Annotated in this window: 14 protein-coding genes and 1 pseudogene; 8 read left to right on the plus strand and 7 right to left on the minus strand. The window is 58.3% G+C overall.

Annotated features, from left to right (window positions below):
* Window positions 1–88 precede the first annotated feature (88 nt).
* Both ACEN42_RS15235 and ACEN42_RS15240 read left to right on the plus strand, forming a co-directional pair.
* On the plus strand, window positions 89–1315 hold the full coding sequence (locus tag ACEN42_RS15235; protein WP_371881687.1) for a porin: 1227 nt from the start codon (window positions 89–91) through the stop codon (window positions 1313–1315).
* Window positions 1316–1950: 635 nt separating this feature from the next.
* A complete protein-coding gene (locus ACEN42_RS15240) occupies window positions 1951–2535 on the plus strand; it encodes a helix-turn-helix domain-containing protein (RefSeq protein ID WP_371881688.1) in 585 nt (194 codons plus the stop codon).
* A 185-nt stretch (window positions 2536–2720) separates the two neighbouring features.
* Here ACEN42_RS15240 and ACEN42_RS15245 read toward each other — a convergent pair whose 3' ends face one another.
* Genes ACEN42_RS15245 through ACEN42_RS15255 form a run of 3 tightly spaced genes read right to left on the minus strand, consistent with a single transcriptional unit; the run spans window position 2721 to window position 4590 of the window.
* On the minus strand, window positions 2721–3050 hold the full coding sequence (locus ACEN42_RS15245; protein WP_371881689.1) for a hypothetical protein: 330 nt from the start codon (window positions 3048–3050) through the stop codon (window positions 2721–2723).
* A complete protein-coding gene (locus ACEN42_RS15250) occupies window positions 3047–3760 on the minus strand; it encodes a hypothetical protein (RefSeq protein ID WP_371881690.1) in 714 nt (237 codons plus the stop codon). Before ACEN42_RS15250 ends, ACEN42_RS15245 begins: the two co-directional genes overlap by 4 nt.
* Window positions 3757–4590: an endonuclease NucS domain-containing protein gene (locus ACEN42_RS15255; protein WP_371881691.1), complete on the minus strand. Its 834-nt coding sequence runs from the start codon at window positions 4588–4590 to the stop codon at window positions 3757–3759. The genes ACEN42_RS15250 and ACEN42_RS15255 overlap by 4 nt, the downstream gene beginning before the upstream one ends.
* Before the next feature lie 370 nt (window positions 4591–4960).
* Between ACEN42_RS15255 and ACEN42_RS15260 the strand changes: the two genes are divergently transcribed.
* Window positions 4961–5536 carry a hypothetical protein gene (locus ACEN42_RS15260; protein ID WP_371881692.1) on the plus strand — a complete coding sequence of 192 codons (576 nt, stop codon included), beginning with the start codon at window positions 4961–4963 and terminating at the stop codon, window positions 5534–5536.
* Window positions 5537–5852: 316 nt separating this feature from the next.
* Window positions 5853–6863 carry an IS30 family transposase gene (locus ACEN42_RS15265; protein WP_371881115.1) on the plus strand — a complete coding sequence of 337 codons (1011 nt, stop codon included), beginning with the start codon at window positions 5853–5855 and terminating at the stop codon, window positions 6861–6863.
* A gap of 941 nt (window positions 6864–7804) precedes the next feature.
* Here ACEN42_RS15265 and ACEN42_RS15270 read toward each other — a convergent pair.
* The 3 genes from ACEN42_RS15270 to ACEN42_RS15280 all read right to left on the minus strand — a co-directional run bounded on the left by ACEN42_RS15270 (window position 7805) and on the right by ACEN42_RS15280 (window position 8931).
* Window positions 7805–8128 carry a hypothetical protein gene (locus tag ACEN42_RS15270; RefSeq protein WP_371881693.1) on the minus strand — a complete coding sequence of 108 codons (324 nt, stop codon included), beginning with the start codon at window positions 8126–8128 and terminating at the stop codon, window positions 7805–7807.
* Window positions 8076–8222 carry a hypothetical protein gene (locus tag ACEN42_RS15275; protein ID WP_371881694.1) on the minus strand — a complete coding sequence of 49 codons (147 nt, stop codon included), beginning with the start codon at window positions 8220–8222 and terminating at the stop codon, window positions 8076–8078. Before ACEN42_RS15275 ends, ACEN42_RS15270 begins: the two co-directional genes overlap by 53 nt.
* A 64-nt stretch (window positions 8223–8286) precedes the next feature.
* The gene (locus ACEN42_RS15280) at window positions 8287–8931 is read right to left on the minus strand and encodes a hypothetical protein (RefSeq protein ID WP_371881695.1); all 645 of its coding nucleotides are present in this window, start codon (window positions 8929–8931) and stop codon (window positions 8287–8289) included.
* A 1226-nt stretch (window positions 8932–10157) separates the two neighbouring features.
* On the opposite strand from ACEN42_RS15280, the gene ACEN42_RS15285 reads away from it, so the two are divergent.
* The 3 genes from ACEN42_RS15285 (at window position 10158) to ACEN42_RS15295 (ending at window position 15304) form a co-directional block, all read left to right on the plus strand.
* Complete coding sequence (locus tag ACEN42_RS15285; protein ID WP_371881696.1) at window positions 10158–12398, plus strand: hypothetical protein; 2241 nt, start codon at window positions 10158–10160, stop codon at window positions 12396–12398.
* Window positions 12399–12782: 384 nt separating this feature from the next.
* Complete coding sequence (locus tag ACEN42_RS15290; RefSeq protein WP_371881697.1) at window positions 12783–14051, plus strand: IS256 family transposase; 1269 nt, start codon at window positions 12783–12785, stop codon at window positions 14049–14051.
* Window positions 14052–14161: 110 nt separating this feature from the next.
* A complete protein-coding gene (locus tag ACEN42_RS15295) occupies window positions 14162–15304 on the plus strand; it encodes a YecA family protein (RefSeq protein ID WP_371881698.1) in 1143 nt (380 codons plus the stop codon).
* A 238-nt stretch (window positions 15305–15542) separates the two neighbouring features.
* Here the strand turns inward: ACEN42_RS15295 and ACEN42_RS15300 are convergent, their stop codons facing one another.
* Complete coding sequence (locus ACEN42_RS15300; RefSeq protein WP_371881699.1) at window positions 15543–16016, minus strand: hypothetical protein; 474 nt, start codon at window positions 16014–16016, stop codon at window positions 15543–15545.
* 822 nt (window positions 16017–16838) lie between these two features.
* Here ACEN42_RS15300 and ACEN42_RS15305 point away from each other — a divergent pair.
* Window positions 16839–18064, plus strand: a pseudogene (locus ACEN42_RS15305) (ISL3 family transposase).
* Window positions 18065–18228 lie beyond the last annotated feature (164 nt).

Below are 18228 nucleotides of genomic sequence, written 5' to 3' on the forward strand. Positions count from 1 at the left end.
TAAAAACAAGCTGGCACGACGATGCTTGACCGCACTCGAACAGCCGTTGCTTTTGGCGACGGCAGCTAGCCAACGAGGAGATCTCACGATGAAAAAGCTTGGTATTCAGGTGGCACTGCTAGCGTTGTCAATTAACGCGGCATATGCACAAAGCAGCGTAACGCTCTATGGGGTGATCGATCCAGATATCGTGTTCGTGAATAACGCACAGACTGGACGTTCTGGCGGTCAACTTACTGGTAAGCAACAATACTCCATGCTCGACGCGACTACGTCCGCGTACTTCGGCAGTCGCTTTGGATTGCGTGGGGCAGAAGACCTAGGCGGCGGACTGTCTGCGATATTCACGTTGGAGAATGGATTCAACGCGGCTAACGGCACCTTGGGGCAAGGTGGGTTGCTCTTCGGGCGACAAGCCTTCGTCGGCCTCTCATCTGCCTCGCTTGGTCGAGCTACGCTCGGGCGTCAATATTCCTCGCTTTGGGACTTTGTCTCGCCGCTCGCAATCATCACCCAATGGGCCGGCTACATTGGCTCCCACCCAGACGATCTGGACAACATTGGCGGTACAAACCGGCAGAACAGCTCGATAAAGTATGCGACGCCGACCTGGAATGGCGTATCCGCAAACGCGATGTACTCCATGGGTGGGGTCTCGGGCAATTTCGCGCAAAACCAGGTTTGGTCCCTTGGCGTGGGCTATACCGGTGGCCCTGTGAAACTTGGGGTTGCTTTTGTGAACGCCTTCGATCCGAATATCTCGATGTTCGGATCGACAGCAACTGCAGGCGGTGTGACGACAAACAACTTTGGCTCGCTAGGGTCGGCCACCACCGCGCAACGAAACCCGATTATCGCTGGCTATGCGTCCGCTCACCGGCAGCAGATCTTTGGTGCTGGTGGATCGTACGCATTTAGCCGCGCGACGCTTGGAGTCGTTTACACGAATACCCGCTTCGTCGGATTGGGAGGCAATTCAGGACCGAATCCGTTCGGGTACACGGGCAGCTCGACGATTACCAACATCGAAGCAAACGCCAGCTACCTGGTTACGCCGTCCGTGACGTTGGGCGCAGCATATACCTTCACAAAGGACGATGGGCCGAACAATCAGGGAGCACGCTACCAGCAGGTCACTGCAGGCATTCACTATCTGTTGTCGAAGCGAACGGATGTCTACATGGTCGGGGCCTATCAGCATGCGTCCGGCACAAACTCACTGGGACAGGCAGCGGTTGCCTCTGTCGCAGGGTTGACGCCTTCGGCGCGCAGTCAGCAGGTGGTCGATACCATTGGCATTGCACACCGTTTCTAACATGTGACTCAGGCCGGCGGTGTTTTTGTGGCGAGAAGGCGGTGTACATCTTCTGGATACCGCGCAGTTCGATCTATCGCGGACATACATCATCATCGCCGGCCTCGTTCTTTTCTTAACGGGCCAAGGGCTGGCCAATGCAGTCTGGCGAGCGGAGTGTCAAGCCTATACGCGAGCTAACGATCCTCTTGCTGCTGATTGAAACGGTTTGCAACTACGCTCGCGTCAGCGGCTGCCAGTTTCGATCCATGCTATGTCGAATCAGGCCCTTGGATCGTGAACTTCTTGCTGACATCTGTGAGATTGAGTTCGTGGCGCTCCACGAACATTGCGGGAGTGCCTTCGGCGCTTTATGAGCGTATCAGACGGTTTCACGCGGAAGTAGTCCGCGAGGACGCGCTGAGCGTACGGCGCACTCATTGAATCCGGTGAAAATCGGCGGCCAGGTGGCACCAGATCCGCGACAGGCGTCCGGCCTATGCCCATGCGTCGCAGCACAGCGTCTTAGCTCAATTTTTCCGGCGTTATGCCGTAATCAATCACGGGAAGGCATTGTGTAGACCGATGTCGATCCGACGCACGAGAATGAACGGGGGCGGGATAGCAGTAGCCTCCCTTTACATCAAAAACTTCATATGACCGAACAAGAATTAAAAGCGCTTCTTCAGAAAGGCGAGAGCGAGACGCTCGAGATGAAGCAAGCAGTTCCGCCGCCGCATCAGATCGCTGTAAATCTGGCTTCGATGGCAAATACCGAAGGGGGAACGCTTGTGTTGGGTGTCAGGGAACCCGGTCAAGCGGTTGGTATTAATGTCGACAAAGCGAAAGCGGCGATAGCTGCCGCACAGCGGCACATGGCGCCCCCTCTCGAGGTGAAATCGGAAGTCGTCACCATTGACGGCAGACCAGTGGTGCTTGCGATGGTTTCGCGAACACCTCACCTTGTATCTGCCTCTGGCGGCTACTATAAACGCGTCGGTGATCACACTCACGCGCTTGATGCCGCGGACATCCAGGCTCACGCTAAAGCCGAGAAGGACGACCAAAAGGCGTTATCTGAGCTTTCGTCTGCTGTAGCGACCCAAACTCAAGTTATCGATGAGCTTCGAAAGGATTTCGCTAAGGCAAACTCTCCGTGGCGCAAGTTCGGGTGGGTTATTGCTGGCGCGATCGCTGGGGCAATCGTCAAGCACGTCGCGGGAATTCTACTCGGTGGTTGAAAATCTGGTGTCTCCGGTGCGCTTCTGAATGACCGGCAAACTCCATGACTGGCTTCAGGCCGCATTTGCGTCTCACATAATTTGCTCTTTTGCTTCGCAAGCCAAATTCTCAATTTTGCCGACGAAACACGGACTGAGACCGCCCACCATCTGAGCCGTTGTTTCATAGCTTGTTGACAGACATATCAGACACGTGACTTGCGATTCTGTATCAACCGTTCCATTTCTGCGTGAATCTGCTCGTCTTTCCGTTCGATGCTGTTGAGGCGGATGTACTCGACGTCCTCCCAAAACCCGACTATGGCCGCGGCGAACCGGTCCAGCAACTCGCGGGGCAGGACCGCCTGTTCGAATGAGGGTATCGGCCGAGGACGTTCGATGTCTGCGTCGATCGCTGCGAGGGCGGGCTTCACAACATCGTTCAGGAAGGCACGGACCCGCGGCCGGTGCAGGACAGTCTGGACGTCCTGGTACTGCAGGCGCGAATCCCATCGATGAGTATCGATCGTCGTCATAGGCGTTTGCGCAGGCGGAGTTGTCGAAGGCAGCGGCTCCACCAGTTTGCGTCGGGATAGGGCTCGGGCAGGTCGCGGAATCGGGCGGTCCCGCGCGACGCCGGATCGTTCAGGAAATAGCTCAACCCGATGTTGCCGGGGCGAGGATCCGTCTCTTCGAAGATCCGATCAAAGTCCGCGTGCTCCACTGGGTCACGGCGATGCTTGGGCCATTTCGCGAACGCGTGGACGATGACGGCGGAATGTGGCTCGATCCCGCTGCGGCGATCCGCCCGTGGGGTCTGGACTTCCCGATAGTAGGTCGGCTGGTGGTACGCGTCACCTTTGAGCGCAAGATAGAACAGGTGGCGCCAATGCTCCTCGTGATCGTCCGCGATTCGACGGTGGACCTTCACGCCGACCTGGCGTTTCAGCGCCTTGTAGGTTTCCAGATTGCGCGCCGCGGTCAGCCAATTCAACTGGTCGGCCGGAACCGTTTCCGTCTGGGCGCCGTCAACGGTCAGGGCGTTGTACGCCCGCTCGAGCGCACGCACGGCCTGGTCGAGCAGCGCCGCGCTTTTCTGGTAGCGCAAGGGGCGGGTAATCGCAAAGACCGAGATGAGCACGGTCACCACCGACACGGCACCGGTCAGCAGTCGTAGCTCGCCCTCGTTCAGGCAGCCGACGAACGACACCACCGCCGTCCAAGCGTGCGACAACCACGTGATCACGCCGGGCCTCCTGGTGCCAGCCCCTTCAGCGTGACCGGAGCAAGCTCGACGGACAGGCGGTACTCCATAAGCTGGACCCTGGGTGCGACCTTGCCCGCGTATTTGAGCTTGTCGGAGATCGAGTTCGCCACGATCACCCCGGACACGGACTTGCCCATGGCCACGTGGTGCTCGAACCATCCCATGTAACGCTGCACCTGGCCAAGTGCGGCGTCCGGGCCCCGGCCCAGTTTGAGCTCGAACACCACGAAGTTCTCGGCCATGTCCAGGAACACGAGGTCTGCGGGGCCGCAATCCGTCTGGTACTCCACGCCGTCTCTTCCATTGGCGTCGACGAACAGAGTGAGGGGGCCGTGCGTCGTGGTGCTGGGCGGGTTGCGCGCCAGGTAATCGCGCAGGTGGCTTTCGAGCGCGAACGCACCGCCCCCAAAGCCGTCGTCGACCGGCTCGACGGCATCAATATCCACCTGGGTGCTGACGTCATCGGTGGCCTCTCCGTCGCGTCGCACCGCGAGACCGTCTGAGGTCTCGACGATCGACCATAGGCCATGCTTCGCCGGGTCGTACCATGTCACCTTCCCGCGGCCGGTAGCGAACAGAAAATCGTAACGGCTGTTTGCGAGACGGGGCTTCTTGTTCTCCGGGTAGCCCACCCGGCCCACTCGGTTGACAGTACAGATGGCGATTTGGCAGGCGATGGTCGCTTCGTTAAGGTCTGGATACGCGTTCAACAAGAGCTGTTTGATCTCCCCATTGCTGGTCTCACGACCTAGGGGCGCGACAGCATCTCGAATAAGTTGCCAGATTGGCGGTCGGCTAATGGTGCTCATGGCGTGGGTCCCTCGTCTTGGTATCGTGACCGGGTAGATCGCCCGGGTAGGACGCAATTGAACCATGGCATGACGAGCCGGCACCGGAAGAAAGTAGTTGCTCTCCCGCTCGAGCGACGACTGTGACGTTTCGCTCATTCATGTATTGGGCATTATTCGGTCGGTATCTAGCGGGTCGGCGAATGTCACTCGGGCCATTCGCTATTCTTGACTCGGGTTTGCTTCCGACCATCTCTGCCGAAGCTGTTGCGCAGTCTCCTGGTTCTCTCCGCCGGCCGAGCCGTGAGTTCCAGAACGTTGTGCTAGTGTGTTTCTGCATCCGTCCAATTGTTCGTCGACGCTCTACAAACATCAACGTTACAAAGAAAACATGCCGGGAAATCCAGAGCGGGCTGCGGTTGCACGAGTAGCTCAGGGACTTGCTGCAGGCTACTACTCGTTCTTGGTGGCGCATCTGGTCGCTGTCAACCCAACGTCCATCAATTCGCTGCCGCCGGCAACGGCCGCCGGCCAGAATCCAATCGGTGAGATTCAACGGAAAGATGGCACCTTTCATACGCTGGACCTTCGGCATTACCTCGATCTTTTCCGCGAAGACCAAGCCTTGCAGCGCTATTTCCTCCGCACGTGGGCCATGGGCGCGTTATTGATGCTGGGCGACGAGCTTGTACAGCACGACTATTTCGATCACGCGCCCATCCTGGAGATGGTCTATCACCTGCGCAATGGTGTCGCGCATGGCAACAGATTTAATCTCACAGGAAGTGGGACGAAACGTCTGAGTAGGTATCCGGCCCACAATGGGGGCGCAGCAGTACGGAGCCCAGAAGGGACACTATTCAAAATTACCGCCGCATTAAATGGCCAGCCCGTTCTCTTCGATTTCATCGGGGCAGCCGACATTATTGACTTGCTCCAATCAGTCGAGAGGCATCTCTCGCTGTAGCTCGAATTCGTTCGAACGATAGATGTCAGTCACCGAATGCGCGAATGCCGCAGTGCGCGCGAACAATCATCTATATCCGATGCAAGAGCAGTGTACTTCGGGACCGAGACTATTCTTGATTTCGATGCCGACGCGAAATCCGCTTCTCAGGCCGTGCTTTGCGCGGCCGCGGCGTCAATGCGGGTCCAACTTATGGCTGATGGAGCACACTTTCACCGCATTTTATTTCCAAAAATTCTTAAGAAAAGACTCGGCGGCCTCAAAAGCGAGGTGCAACACCTATCTCGTATAAGGTGTTGCAATGCCCGACAAAACTATTTCATACCAGCATCTTCAACCTGAAGAACGCCTCGCCATCGCAAGCCTACGACTGCAGGATGTGAGCATTCGGGCCATGGCCCGAATGCTCGGTCGCTCGCCGTCCACCGTGAGCCGTGAACTGACGCGCAACAGCTCTCCTGCTGGCTACGCATCCGTGCCAGCTCAAGCACTATGCGCCGCCCGCCGTAGCGCTGGGCGCGGCCCCGCCAAGCTTTGCACGCAGGGCGTTCGCTGGCGGGTTGTGCTCACGTTGCTGGACTGGAAGTGGTCGCCCCAGCAGATATCGGGCACACTTAGGCGAATGTATCCGACCGACCCGACCCAGCACGTATCGCACGAAACCATCTACACGGCTATCTACGCTCAGCCGCGCGGCGAACTGCGCCGCCAGTTGATTGCCTGCCTGCGCCACGGCCACAGTACCCGTATGTCCCGCACACGCGGCACAGACCGACGCGGGCAGATTCCCGAGATGGTGAGTATTCACGTGCGCCCGCCCGAAATCGAAGACCGCCTGCTGCCTGGACACTGGGAAGGCGACTTTATAAAAGGCGCCGGCAACCAATCCTCCGTTGGCGTACTGGTTGAGCGCACCAGCCGCCTGGTGTTGCTTGCCAAGATGGAGGATGCTACGGCCGCCTCAGCTCTGGCGGGCTTCTCGGCCAAACTCAATTCGATTCCTGAACCCCTGCGCCAGAGCTTCACCTATGACCAGGGCAAGGAACTCGCGCGCCATCAGGAACTCGCCGCGGCCACCGGCGTGCGCGTGTACTTCTGCGACCCGCACAGCCCGTGGCAACGCGGCACTTGCGAAAACACCAACGGATTGTTGCGCCAGTACTTACCTAAGGGAACCGACCTCTCGGTCTACACACAAGACGAACTCGATGCTATCGCCGACAGCTTGAACAACCGGCCGCGCGCAACTCACGCGTTTCATTCACCGTTCGAGGTCTTCGCCGCCACGCTCGCCTCAGCAAGTCAACCTCAAGACGCTAAACATTAACCCCTTGTTGCACTTCGGCTTGAAACCGCCCTCTCTTTGTTTGACACCACAATTTCAAGCGCCGCCAACGAATGTCGTGTTCCCTGCGTCCAAGCACCTGTTCATCATCGAAATCCATGTTATACGTATGCTGTCACCCGTCGCTGAGCACGAGCCGACCGACGGATAGGGCCGCCTCTTCCAACTGAAGAGCTTCGGTGAGTGACCGCTAGCGTGGACGGGGAGACCGGTGGCGCGCTAGGGAAATTGGACTACCACGGGGCAGGGTTGAGACAGTCCAACACGGTGGCGAAGACAGAGCCGTGATCCGCACGTCTATCGGAGTCGATTAATCTTTAATCGGCGGAAGGGGCTTCGGCGATTGCCGCCATGGGGCCTCCGGCATTTCCTTTCTATGCTTATGTGAGCATATGCTTCTACCCTCAAAAAACATATCCTCCCTTGAGGATATGCTCAGGTTGAAGAGAACGCGCGCGCGGATTTTTCCTGTGCCTCTCGGGTATGCATATCGCTGCGCGGCCGCTGACCAGGGGCCGAGGTGCAGGTTCGCGTCATAGGCTCAATGGCGTCGTCGCGGTGCCCATGTCTCAGTTGGTGGTGTGCAGCCGAGCCGGCTGAAGCCATTGCGGCGTGGGGTTTGCGGCGGCGCGCAGGATGTCAAGGGAGACGCGGAGCAATTGCTCCCGCGCATGCGACGTGTGTCAGTGGCAGCCAAGGCTCGAGTCACACTCGTTCGGTTGATCGGCCGTGCTCCGTGTGCGTTTCGCAATCCAGACACGACAGTCCCGAAGCCACGGTAGTGACGTCATATTCCATCAATTCGCACGGACCGTATTCTTCAACTAAATCCATGATTTAGAAATCGTTAGGTACGCTCTACGCGGTAATAGGGAAGAGGGCGAATCAGCGTGGCGAAGTAACTTTGCGCCACGCACGGTCAATCAGGCGCTAGACCGAGCATACGCGCGTTGCGCAGCCAGCAGCGTCTGAGCGACGAGCATCGCAATGGTCATGGGGCCCACGCTGCCAAGGACAGGAGTAATTGCATTGCATCTTCCGAGGTGGCCGTCAGGCTCAATGTCGCCGATACCGCCCGTGTGATAGCCTGCATCGACCACCACTGCGCCGTCTCTAATCCACGAGGAGCGAACGAAGTGCGGCTTGCGGACAGCTCCGACGAGAATATCGGCTCGACGGATCTCGTCTTCCAATTCAACGGTGCGTGAATGACATGGCGTGACTGTCGCGTCTGCATTCGACAGCATCCATCGCCATCGGCGTACCCAGAATACGGCTGCGCCCGACGATGATCGCGCGCTTGTCCTCGATCTCTACGTCGTAGTAGCGAAGCAGCCTCATGACCGGCCGGTGTGGCTGAGCCAAACGCTGCACCCTAAGTAGGGAGCACACCGGCGTTGGCGAGTCAGTTCACGCTGCCGTCTGTTTGCTTCGAGGTGAAGACGAACGGTTGACCCGGAACTAGATTAAAATTGCAATCATTCGCCGGCAGTCCGGATCTTTTTAGGCGATTAACGGCCTCACCTTTTTCCGCTAGGTCCGCCATCATCTTTTGCTCCAGGGTTTCCAAGTGGCTCAGCATATGCACGAAACCACTGAGTGCCTCGTCACTATCATGCAGAAATTGCGCCTTCGATACGGCAGTGGGTCTGATGTTTAGCGTCTGAACTTCAGAGTGTGCGGCTTGCGAGTTGCGCAGCTTATTTACGAGATCCATGTGGTCCATGGCGCAATGCTCAAACTCAAGGCATAAGTGGAATGGGTGCGCTAGTGTCCCTACCAATGAAACGAGATGAGGTTTCTGGCCATTTTTCCGCGTACACGTTGGGCAGGGCGACTCAAGCAGCTGGCCCAACGCCATACGCTGATACTGAGGCACTGGAATCTGTGTGCAGTAAAGCAGTTGCTTGATAGCAACTTCGCATAGCCTGGCAGAGTAAATTAGCACTTCGTTGTGCAAGCGGATTCGTTCAAGTTCTACAGCTACTTCGTCGTCACTTAGGGACGCCGCGTTGGTGTATTCGTGAGCTGCGTTGATGACTCTGCTCATGAGCAGTGCGAGTGTGATGCCGTTAGCTGTATACGGGTTGGTGAAGCCGCCGTTTGTCGGTGAATCTGAAGGCGGCATTAGAGAGAGATTCCCACGCCGTAACATCCACGCACGCATCTCCGTCGCAAGGGGCAGAAGATTCAGCCCAGAGATCTGTTCACCTGTCCAACGAAACGCTTCTGGACGGAAACTCCAGGAGTGATGCGTTCCATGCCACTGTCGTTTGCCTGGTTGCGCGGGAGGGATTGGTGGATGTTTATTAGTCATAGAACGAGAGTTGACAGGCAGCATCGGGGCTGCAGTTGATCGAGATTATCAGCCAGCTACCTGTTATGTCGAACAGGCACCTTGTGGCCAGCTGTCCAATACTGCATGGACAATCGATCCGCTGCAGGCCTGTCCAGCTCTGACCCAGGAAGCCATTTATACATCCAATGGCATCGAACGCCGCGCTATGGCAACGCGCCGACCGGCCGGCTGAACAGCATGAATGGCCAGACGGCCAGAATTCGGAGCATCATTGCCGGAGGATAAGCGGGATGGCTGGGCAGGTCGTCTTCGGCCTCCGGTGCCGAGCGGTTGAACCGGGTACAGATCCGCATTTCTACCGGCGGGGCATCCGGTCCAAAAGGGCTGCGGAACGCTGACACCCAAGGCCGCTTATCATCAAAGGCCATATACATCGGTGTTCCGCAACAACTCGCTTTCATCCGTCTGGTCTTCGAGATGGCGTTTAGTCTCATCGGTTCAAGGCAATCTGCGCCCCGCGTGCAAGCAACGCGATCGCGGCGGAAGACCATGAACTCCGTGCCACCGTCACCCTCTGGCGCTTGCCCGGAATTGGCGGATGGGGCGAGGCATTGGGCTGCCGTCTGACAGTCGTCGCAGTAGCAGGCATTAACCATAATCGGCTCACCCCAAGCGCTGATTTCGACAACGCCACATCGACAGTGCGCCACGTGCGCTGGACTCATTGTGACCACGGCTCTATTCCGTAAGGTTTGACTATCCCATGCGGCAGTTTAAAAGCGATGCAGTTGGCAAGCGAGGTCAAGGTCGCAAAATACATGGCGTACGACCGACAATTGTCTGACCCGACCGATGCCCGAGGAAGAGACCCTTGAGTTGCTTGTAAGTCTGTTGTTCCAATGTTGTTCCAAAAACTTGACGTGCTGACTGAAGGCGTGGAGAATTTGGTCAGGAACAACCCGGGAACAACGAGAGATATGATGCCTGAATCCTTCTATACCGCCAGTCTCAGCCGGACCCAAGGCCGCAGCACTTGGGCAATCATCTTCCGACATCCTCGGCGCACTGATCCGGCAACTGGCAAGGAAGGCCTGCGGGTACGGCAAAGCCTGAAGACCGACGACGAGCAGGATGCGGCCAAGCTGCGGGATGACATGAACGTCTTGCTGTCTAGTCCGCATCTGTGGGATCTCGGCGCGCGCGAGCAGGCCCTCGCCGCGCTCGACCTCCGGGTCGTGGACATCTTCTATTACAAGCTGGAAGGCGGTGAGACTGACTTTTTGAGCCTGCGCGAGACGGTCATTGCCCTACCTTCGGCGCAAACGAGCGACTATCGTAGAGCCCTGATGCTTGGCACGACTGGAGCGGGCAAGACGACGCTGCTGCGCCAGATCATCGGCACCGACCCGGCCCGCGAGCGCTTTCCCTCCACCTCCACTGCAAAGACGACGGTTCATGAGACCGAGATCGTTCTTGCCGAGGGCCGCTTCCGCGCCGTACTGACGTTCTTCCCCATGGAGGACGTGCGCGAACACCTGAAGGAATGCGCCTCTGCTGCCGTCCTCGCCGCCTATCGCGGCGAGCCTGAGGGTGAGCAGATGCGCCGCCTGCTGACCCATGTGAACCAACGCTTCCGTTTCAATTACGTGCTTGGGAACGGGCCCGTGAAGGAGATCAGCGACTTCGACGACGAGCCGGAGGCCGAAGCGCCCACGGATACTGGCGAGATGATGAAGACCACGAACGAGGTCCTCGCGCAGGCCCTTGCAGCGCTTCAGGAAGTCGCCACGCAGCATGGCGAAGCGTTGCGTCAGGAACTGAACGCAACTGAGGAGAAGGACCAGCGCGTCATCGACGAACTGTTCGAGGAAGGCTTGGACAACCGGACGCGAGACGACGAGGCTTTCCAGCGGGTTGTCGATTCGCTGATGGACGAGATCGAGGAGCGCTTCGCCGCGCTCGACGGCAAACTGCTGAGGTCCAAGGTCGGCTGGCCGATGAGCTGGACATGGGAAACCGAAGACCGGGACGCCTTCATTAAGACGTTAGCCCGTTTCTCGTCGAACTACGCCCCGCTTTTTGGAACGCTGTTGACGCCGCTGGTCAACGGCGTCCGTGTCGCCGGTCCGTTCCATCCCACCTGGAGCAGCGGGGCGCCGAAGCTCGTGATACTAGACGGCGAGGGTCTCGGCCATACACCGCGCTCGATGTCCACCATCTCGACGGCGCTCTCAAGGCGCATCGAGATGGTGGACGCCGTAATCTTGGTGGATAACGCTACCCAGCCGATGCTGGCCGCCCCAGTGGCGGCAATGAAGGAATTGGTGTCCTCGGGCAGTGCACCGAAGCTGATATTCGCGTTTACTCATTTTGATCAGGTCGACGGCGACAACCTACCGACGCCCGCGGCGCGTGTCCATCATGTGCTGGCTTCGGCCGAAAACGTCCTCGCTTCCATCGGCGAAGATCTCGGGCCGTTCGCGGAGCGGGCTCTGCGCGCGCGCCTGAACACGGCGCGGGTATTTCTCTCGGGGATTGACGCGAAGCTGGATGCTGAGTCCACAGACGGGCAGCGAACGATCAAACAGATTGGCAAGCTACTCGAAATGGTGGACGGCGTCATCGCGCGGCCCAAGCCCGCCGACTCGCGCCCTACCTATGACCGCATGAACCTGGTCCTCGCGGTCGAGCGCGCCGCGGAACTCTTTCGCAATGCCTGGCGGCCCCGCCTCGGTCTCAGCGTCAAGCAGGGACTTGATAAAGAACACTGGACCCGTGTCAAGGCGCTCACCCGCCGCCTTGCGACCGGGATCGCCGACGAATATGACAATCTGAAGCCCGTCGCCGACCTGAAGCAACTTCTGCAGCAGCGCATCTACGTTCTTCTCCAAAACCCAGTAGGCTGGTCGGGCCCGGAGCCTAGCGACGATGACAAGCAGCACCTCTACGGCGCGATTGCGGAGGAGCTCAGCCGCCGACTGATCGACTTGGCCTCGCGGCGGGTCCGCACGGAGCGCTTGGCGGAATGGCGCAGCGCATTCGATGAATCCGGTTACCTCTCGACCTTCCGGCGCGCCAAGCTGATCGCAGACCAAATCTACGAACGCGCAGCACCGATTCCGGATGAGAGACCATCTCCGGACCGCAATGCCTTCCTATATGAAGTCGCAGAGGCGACTCGCGAGGCGGCCGAAGCAGTTGGAGCGAAGTTGCTATGACGGGGCCTTCGGGAGGCGTCACGGCGACGGAGCGGCTGCTTGTGGAGTTTTGCGAGCGGTCGTTCCTGAAGCTCTGGAGCTATCCGAATCCGTACAAGGATGACGGCACGAGTTGTGCGACCTGTTGGCCGTATTCGGCGACACCGTGTTCATCTTCTTTGACCGCGAAAACCAGCTGCCCGAAATACCCGACAGAGATCCACAGATTCTGTGGGACCGGTGGAAGCGCAATGTCATCGATCGCCAGATTAGGACCGCGCACGGGGCAGAGAGTTATGGTCGGATCTGGTGTTTGGGTGAGGCAGGGATTTGAAGGCGGTGGCGGTTTAGCTGAGAATGTTGCTTGTCCAGAGTAACAACCAGCCAAACCGGAATCCACCACCAATGAAGAAGGTTACAGAAGAAACGAGCGCGGGTAAATCGGAAGCACGGCCCAGCGGCCTTGACGATTTGATTCAACAAGGCGCCCGGCAGATCATCCAGCAAGCGATTGAGGCGGAGTTGACGACATTGCTCGAACGCTACGACAACGTGAAGACTCTCGATGGAAGACGGGCCGTGATTCGCAATGGCTACCTGCCTGAGCGCGAGGTTGTGACCGCGATTGGCCCGGTCACCGTGAAGGTGCCGAAGGTCCGCGATCGCTCGGGCTCGGGCGTGAAGTTCAATTCGAACATCGTGCCGCCCTACATTCGGAAGTCGCCCCGCGTGTCGGCGGCATTGCCCTGGCTGTATCTACGTGGCGTGTCGACCGGCGACATGGGCGAGGCGCTGAGCGTGCTGTTGGGCGAAGAGGCCAAAGGTCTTTCGCCCAATGTGGTCAGCCGTCTAAAGGCTCAGTGGGCCGACGAGCACACTTTGTGGAATCAGCGTGATCTGTCAAACGCGCGGTGGGTCTATTGGTGGGCCGATGGCATCCACACGGGGCTGCGCAGCGACGATTCGGACGGCCAGTGCTTGTTGGTCATCATCGGCGTCAAGCCTGATGGAACGAAAGAACGCGTGTCGATCGGCGATGGTTTCCGCGAGTCGAAGGACGCTTGGTGCGAGCTCTTGCTGGATCTGAAGGCACGAGGCCTGCAAAGCGGTCCGCTGCTCGCGGCCGGCGATGGGGCAATGGGTCTGTGGGCGGCATTGGCTGAAGTGTTTCCAAAGACCCGGCACCAGCGCTGCTGGTTCCATAAGACTGGAAACATTCTCAGCGCCTTGCCTAAATCCCAGCATGGTCGGGCCAAAGCTGGCCTGCAGGAGATCTGGCAAGCCGCCACACGCGAGGAAGCCCTCGCGGCCTTCAACCGCTTTATTGACGCTTATGCGGCCAAGTATCCGAAGGCGACGGAGAAACTCGTAAAAGACAGTGATGAGTTGCTTGCCTTCTATGACTTTCCTGCCGAACACTGGCAGCACTTGCGAACGACCAATCCCATTGAGTCGACCTTTGCCACCGTTCGGCATCGAACAACTCGCACGCGCAATTGCGTTTCGCGTCCGACCTTCCTTGGCCTCGCATTCAAGCTGATTGAGTCGGCGGAAAAATCGTGGCGGCGCATTCGTGCGCCCGAAAAAGTCGCCTCCCTGCTCGAAGGAGTTCCTTTCAAAGACGGGCTACCGGTGACTGACAGCACACCGGCTCAGCAACCGCTTGCCGCCTGATCAGACCAAACTCTCCAAACACCACATTTGACTTTATCTCCGGGGCAGAGCGCTACATCCGCAGCGGCAGGCCGATCTTTCTCGATGCAAAATGCGAAAGGCCGTTTCCGGTGCCCTTTAATAAGGACGAAGCGGTCATTCACAAGATAATCGTGGCTCACGGGGCGAAGGAGGCCTGCGAACGCGCATCCCCGCAGAACGTCTACGGCAGCCTTGCGATCACCTACATGGAGACCGGTGGAGGCCCAACCGATCCGTTCCAAATTGAGATCGACAGACACAAGCCGGTCCATGTGCTCGATAGCCACAACATGCCCATCGTGCTGCGCGAGCTGGATACAGTCAGCGACTTTGCGGCCTATCTCGACGAGAAGGTCAGGGCCGCTGCTGCTTTCGACTATTTGAGCTACTGCGGTGAAGAAGACCTTCTCGGTCACTATCTCGTCAACTACGACTCCGCGACGAAGCGGCATGTCATCGGGCCGAAGGGCAAGGACGGGGGCAGGAGCAAGGTCAACGGCGTGATGATCGGCGAGGGCCAGTGGCGCGACTTTGTGCAGACCGGCGTCTACCAGAACACCAGAAAGGAAGACGGAATCTCGTACTTCTGGGACAGGCTGATCCAACGGACGTGCCAGAACAGTTTGGAGGGTACGCTCGGCGGCAACTCGAATATCGCGCGTGGTGAAAGTGCCATCTACGAGATGGTCAAGGAGCCGCGGTTCATGCGCCGGGGCCTGTCCGCGAAGATGCTTACCGCAGTCGAGCGCTTCCCGGACGCGGGGTCGTTCACCCGGCAAGTGACCTTCTTGCCCTCGTTCACGCCGAATTTCGGCTATGTCCTTCTGCAATTGCGTGTTCCTGAAGAAATCCGCACAACGGCGGATTTTCGTGAGAAGCGGCAAGCGTTGCTGGAAATTGCCTGCGGCGCGGCGAAGAACAAGTTTCCGAACCTCGTGAAGGTTATCGGCATCGGCATCGAGGCACCGAAGTTCTCAGACGGCACGGTTGCCGAGGACTTCATTCTCATGCCGTGCGGGACTTGGACCGACGAGCGGAAGACTCACTATGAAGAGTTGAACCGGGACTGGAATTTCTTCGAAACTCCCGAACTGCGGCAGTTCAAAGATCGCGTCACACAGTTCGTTCAGCCGCCGCGTTCGAACGAACGAACAAAATCCGGAAAGACCGGTCGCAACAGTCCATGCCCGTGCGGCTCAGGCGAAAAGTTCAAGAAATGCCACGGGCGATAGCAGCGAGCGTCAACAGCCGATGCTCTGCAGGCGAGGCTGCCGAAGTGCAGCGTTCGAAAGCTGTCCGACCGCGCGCTCCGTCTCCATTTCACGCGTAGGGTTTGAACTGGCGAAAGAAACTGGGCGATTCGATCGGCTAGCAGTTCCCAAATCTGAACGACGCAGGCAGCGTGACGCCGTGCCGTGTTTCGTCCCGATATAGATAAATGCGCTTGGCGCAGCCGATTCACTGCGAGCATCAATGATGTGTCAGGACATAGGCCCCAACGCCGAGAACGCAGAGGATGAGCCAAAAATTTCTGAGAGCAAATTTCAGTATTGCCAGCGCGATCATCAAGCCAACTGCAATCACCCCAAGCCCGACAGCGAGGGTGACTAGCTGTTGTGCCGGAACATGCCCGTACACGCCTGCGATGATGAGTCCAACGATCGCAAGTACGACAAAACCGCCAAAGGTGCTCCCCGATTTTCCGCTTTTACTTGGAGCTGACTGTGACGAGGTGTAATTGGTTGTGTTCGCGTTCGAATGAAAAAGCGGAGTAGTGGGCGGAGGTTGGCGACGCTGATTAGCCGCATTCCGCTGGTCCATAAATGCACGCTCGTTCCTGGCAATGTGGGAATTTGTCGGCGCGCCTGGCGTCCTCCCAATGTCGCGCTCCTGCCGCTGCCACGCTGCGTATTCTTTATAGTTTCTCGCCTCATGCTCTTTCATGATCGGGGGCTCACCAGTTGTAACCCAGCTTCCAGTCCGGCAAAAGCGGGCGAGCTGGGTAAAGCGTCCGCTACTCAGAACTCTGGAATCGTCGCGCTATCAGCGAATTCTACATATCGTTATTTTTGGCTTCATGTAAGTGTGACTCGACACTGCGAATCAGCAGGCCGACAATCAATAAGGCTAGTCGTTTACCTGCAATGCGTTACGGATTTCGAGGCGAATGGCGATGGGATAGGGGAAATTGGCGGGAACAGCCATGTTAGGCAGATTTGCGTTGATTGTGGGACGTAGCGCGAGTTTGAAGTTTCAACGGACGCGCTGCCCCTTGTAATGGGACGGAGATAGATTTCGACGTGGCCTTTTGAATGTGGATGTATTGCCTAGCGCGCTAGGGGCGCAGGAAATCTGGCCGAAGCCCCTTGTCGAGAGCGAAGTGCACGTCCTAGCGTCCGGCATGAGTATGCCGGCTAGGTCCGCTAGCGCGCGAATGCTGCCCGATAACGAAATGGTAGCCGGAGGTGCGTACCCGCTGAGCGGCCGCGTCGATCCGCAGTCAACCTTGTTCTGTCGATCAATACGCGGTGGGCTCACTGTCTCTGACCGGCGTTGCGCTGACCGTCGAGTGGCGATGCAACAACCGCTGCGATCGGAAGCAGGTCCCAATTTTGGCCTCTTTTGAAATCAGAGTGGGTGGTTGTGCGGGTCAAGGGCGGGCGTGAGCCCGGCGCAGCGAACCCTTGAGGCGCTTTGAATCGACAAGCTGGGACATGGCTGGTTGCGGCAGAATGCGGCAACCAGCCATGCAAGACAAAGCGAACAATGACGAATCAACTCTTTGAAGCCGCCCTGGGAATCAAGGCACCGTGGTACGTGCAAGGTGTCGACTTTGATACGGCCAAACGACAGCTGACGATTGCTGTGGACTTTGTCGCAGGAAGTCGCTTCGCCTACCCCGGGCTCGCCGGTGAGCACCCAGTGCACGACACGCAAATCAAGCGGTTGCGCCACCTGAATTTCTTCCAGCACGAGTGCTATCTTGAAGTGCGAGTGCCGCGCGTGCGCTTGCCCGATGGTTCGGTGCGGCTGGTCGAGCCGGAATGGGTCGGCCAGCTCGACGGTTTCACGTTGCTGTTCGAGGCGCTGGTGCTGATGCTGGCGCAGCAGATGCCGTTTGCCGCAGTGGCGGGCATCGTCAATCTGTCGTGGCATCGGGTGCATGCCATCTGCTCGCGCTATGTGGAACTCGCGCTGGCGTCGGCGAACCTGTCGGACGTCAACTCGGTGGCCATCGACGAAACCTCGGACCGGCGAGGCCACGAGTATCTGACGCTGGTCGCCGATATGCAGGCTCGGCGCGTCGTATTCGTCACGCCCGGCCGTGACGCGAAGACGATTGAGAGCTTTGCGGCCTACCTTAGCCAACATCACGGCACGCCGGAGCAAGTGAGCTCCGTGAGCATCGACATGTCGCCCGCCTTCATCAAAGGCGTCGGCGAACATCTGCCCAATGCGCGAGTGACGTTCGACAAGTTTCACGTCGTCGCCCATGCCTCCAAGGCGCTTGATACGGTCCGGCGCCAACAACAGAAAGCCGACCCAGAACTTAAAGGGATGCGCTGGACACTGCTGAAGGACGCCGACAAGCTGAACCTTGCGCAATTGACGGACCTCGAGGCGCTTCGCAAGCAGTACACCACCAAGCGAACGGCCCGCGCCTGGTCGTATCGCGAGCAGTTGCGCGAGATTCTCGAACGCAAGCAAATTCATGTCGTCTCCGAATTGTTGCGGCAGTGGTGCACCACGTCATGCGTTCGAAAGTCGAACCGATGAAGGAGGTCGCACGGTTGATTCGCCGACACTTTGACGGCATCGTTGCGTGGACCCAGACCCGACAGACCAACGGCTTTATCGAAGCCATCAACGGCTTGTTTCAGGCCGCCAAGCGCAAGGCGCGTGGCTACACGCGCTTCTCAACCATGCGAACGGTGCTGTTTCTTATCGCTGGCAAACTCGACCTTTCCGCATTCAACTCACATGCCCGCTGAAGGCCGTTACCCACTCCGTTTTCAAAAGAGCCCAATTTTGTCTAGAGTCGTTGCCAGCCTCTCGGTTGCCGTTCATCGAGGCGTAAGCTATCAACGGCCGGGCGCGGGTGGAAGGGCCGTTCAAAGTCCCGCCACAGTATTCGGTCGACCGGCCGTGCACGGCG

The organism is Caballeronia sp. S22, assembly GCF_964261745.1.
GTDB lineage: Bacteria > Pseudomonadota > Gammaproteobacteria > Burkholderiales > Burkholderiaceae > Caballeronia > Caballeronia jiangsuensis.

What these genes read in the sequence shown, in the direction of transcription:
- ACEN42_RS15290 (WP_371881697.1), top strand. Translation starts at nt 12,783, where the DNA reads ATGAAGAAGGTTACAGAAGAAACGAGCGCGGGTAAATCGGAAGCACGG.
- ACEN42_RS15235 (WP_371881687.1), top strand. Translation starts at nt 89, where the DNA reads ATGAAAAAGCTTGGTATTCAGGTGGCACTGCTAGCGTTGTCAATTAAC.
- ACEN42_RS15245 (WP_371881689.1), bottom strand. Translation starts at nt 3,050, where the DNA reads ATGACGACGATCGATACTCATCGATGGGATTCGCGCCTGCAGTACCAG.
- ACEN42_RS15275 (WP_371881694.1), bottom strand. Translation starts at nt 8,222, where the DNA reads ATGAGGCTGCTTCGCTACTACGACGTAGAGATCGAGGACAAGCGCGCG.
- ACEN42_RS15280 (WP_371881695.1), bottom strand. Translation starts at nt 8,931, where the DNA reads ATGAGCAGAGTCATCAACGCAGCTCACGAATACACCAACGCGGCGTCC.
- ACEN42_RS15255 (WP_371881691.1), bottom strand. Translation starts at nt 4,590, where the DNA reads ATGAGCACCATTAGCCGACCGCCAATCTGGCAACTTATTCGAGATGCT.
- ACEN42_RS15260 (WP_371881692.1), top strand. Translation starts at nt 4,961, where the DNA reads ATGCCGGGAAATCCAGAGCGGGCTGCGGTTGCACGAGTAGCTCAGGGA.
- ACEN42_RS15300 (WP_371881699.1), bottom strand. Translation starts at nt 16,016, where the DNA reads ATGAAAGAGCATGAGGCGAGAAACTATAAAGAATACGCAGCGTGGCAG.
- ACEN42_RS15270 (WP_371881693.1), bottom strand. Translation starts at nt 8,128, where the DNA reads ATGCTGTCGAATGCAGACGCGACAGTCACGCCATGTCATTCACGCACC.
- ACEN42_RS15240 (WP_371881688.1), top strand. Translation starts at nt 1,951, where the DNA reads ATGACCGAACAAGAATTAAAAGCGCTTCTTCAGAAAGGCGAGAGCGAG.
- ACEN42_RS15285 (WP_371881696.1), top strand. Translation starts at nt 10,158, where the DNA reads ATGATGCCTGAATCCTTCTATACCGCCAGTCTCAGCCGGACCCAAGGC.